This is a genomic window from Rhodococcus opacus, from assembly GCF_012396235.1.
GTDB classification, from domain to species: domain Bacteria; phylum Actinomycetota; class Actinomycetes; order Mycobacteriales; family Mycobacteriaceae; genus Rhodococcus_F; species Rhodococcus_F opacus.
Genome location: NZ_JAAXPA010000092.1, coordinates 1 through 1,996 on the forward strand (window position 1 = coordinate 1; position 1,996 = coordinate 1,996).

Consider the following 1,996-nt stretch of genomic DNA (forward strand, 5'->3'; position numbering starts at 1 on the left):
CAAAACGCGGAATCAATGGTGCGACTATCTCCCACAACGCATCCGGAACCAACCGCAGTGACAACTCATCTACCACGCGTCACATTATGTCCCACACATCACTTCATCCACATGAGACACGCTCTAAGCATCCCGACGCGAAACATCAGCAGCAAGTCGCCTCATTTTCCTATGGAGAGTGTGAATTCATGGACTCTTGTGAGCACCACCTGTCACCTCAGAGGCGTCACGCCGCTCGTATCGAAGCGAACAGACGTAGCCACCTTGATACCGAGGCTGCACACATCATCGGATTTGCCCGCAAATGGGCACCGTTCGGTGGCGCGTCCGAGGAAGAAACCCTTGTCCACTTCGGAATGACGGCGCACCGCTTCATCGATCGATTATGGCAGGTCATAGCTGAATCGGACTACGCCGAGGACGAGCTTCCTCGCTTGGCGAGCGTGTACCCGCCGCGAGAGCGGAGCCTCGTCCCGTCTGGTGACCGCAACCGTCGGCAGTGAGCCCAACGATCCGACGGACGAACCCGAGAACCTGTAGAAAATCGAAGGAGTTAGCTTGGGAAGCAATCCAATCGGTGAAGGAGACTTCACCTTTGATTTCAACGACCGATGGTTCTCAGGTGACCATCATCGTGGCAACACCGACGGCTGGGCGCATCACGGGATCGTTGTAACCTCGGGCGGCGAGATCGTCACTTTCGACGAGAAGCTGCCGCGCGTACAAGTTCTGAGCAACACTGGCGAATTGGTGCGAACCTTCGATGTCGACCTGACCGAGGGGGCATGGCATGCTGCTGGTGCGCGAGGACGACGAGGAACTTCTTTGGATTTCCGACAACGGATCGAAGATGCGGTGCTGTGACGGCACGTATCAAGCCGACACGCAACAGCCGATCCGCGGAAATGTTGTGCAGTTCCGTCTTGATGGCACCGAGGTTTTCAGGCTCGATATGCCACAGCTGGAGATGTATGACGATGGTAGCTATTGCCCAACCCAAGTCGCGGTGGACGAGGAGCATTTTGGTGGCAGTGGGGATATTTGGGTTGCGGACTGTTATGGGCAGTCGGTAGTTCACCGCTTTGACAAGTCGGGCACTTACATGATGACCCTGGACGGGACGTCCGGTGCGGGCCGGTTCACTCAACCACATGCTATCTACCTTGACCGGAGGGGAGCGGAACCGGAATTGCTCGTCGCTGACCGACGCAACAAACGCATTCAGGTCTTCGACCTCGGGGGCAGCTTCCTGCGCTCATTCGGTGAGGATTTCCTGGTCAGTCCGAGTGGCTTTGCCCGCTACGGGGAGAACCTTCTGGTAACCGAGCTTGATGCACGTATCACCGTGCTAGGCCCGGACAATGAAGTCAAGGCATCCATTGGGGACTATGACCCCGCTGTGCGAACTCGTCCGGGTTGGCCGAACGAGGCAGACGACAAAGGGACGCAACGGCCCCGTTTACACGGTGCGCAGTTCAACACTCCGCACGGTGTTGCGGTCGATACAGACGGCAACATCTACGTCACCGAGTGGCTGATCGGCGGACGACTGGTCAAGCTGGTACCGCGGTAGCCTCAAAGGAATCTCGTCGACGTTCGGATTTCGCGTGATAGAGGCAGCCGCGTAACTCCTGGGCCAAGCTAACGGATGCTCGTGACCGCGGGGACGCCGCTCACGGCCCGGGCGGGGCTTGTGGCACCCGGGCCACACTCCCGGTGAGCGCTGCGGCGTCACCACCGAACATTTGGTCGCCGGGGACTGCCCCCACCCTGGTTGACACACGGGGTGTGTACTTTCAGGCCGCGTGTGCGGTCTGATGGAGCGTCTCATATTCGACGGGTGTCAGTCGACCGAGACCGCGTTGCCGGCGCCAACCGTAGTTCCTCACGGCTGCTCCAGCGGCGACGGTCGAGGACATTGCGTTGCAGCAACGCGAAGAACGATTCCATCGCGGCGTTGTCACCACATTGACCGGCTAATCGCGGCCCAGTTGGT

At 59.0% G+C, this 1,996-nt stretch carries 3 protein-coding genes and 1 pseudogene; 3 read left to right on the top strand and 1 reads right to left on the bottom strand.

Features of this window, described 5'->3' with window-relative positions; genetic code table 11:
• The 3 genes from HGB39_RS39495 to HGB39_RS37980 all read left to right on the top strand — a co-directional run.
• The coding region (locus HGB39_RS39495) for a hypothetical protein (protein WP_247607640.1) at nt 1-503 on the top strand (503 nt) is incomplete at its 5' end.
• 55 nt (nt 504-558) lie between these two features.
• Complete coding sequence (locus tag HGB39_RS37975) at nt 559-864, top strand: hypothetical protein (RefSeq protein ID WP_155756144.1); 306 nt, start codon at nt 559-561, stop codon at nt 862-864.
• On the top strand, nt 791-1,573 hold the full coding sequence (locus HGB39_RS37980) for an SBBP repeat-containing protein (protein ID WP_005563555.1): 783 nt from the start codon (nt 791-793) through the stop codon (nt 1,571-1,573). The genes HGB39_RS37975 and HGB39_RS37980 overlap by 74 nt, the downstream gene beginning before the upstream one ends.
• Before the next feature lie 223 nt (nt 1,574-1,796).
• Here HGB39_RS37980 and HGB39_RS37985 read toward each other — a convergent pair.
• Nucleotides 1,797-1,996, bottom strand: a pseudogene (locus tag HGB39_RS37985) (hypothetical protein); the annotation flags it as partial.

Coding starts and splice junctions, on each gene's coding strand:
- HGB39_RS37980 (WP_005563555.1), top strand. CDS start 791: ATGCTGCTGGTGCGCGAGGACGACGAGGAACTTCTTTGGATTTCCGAC.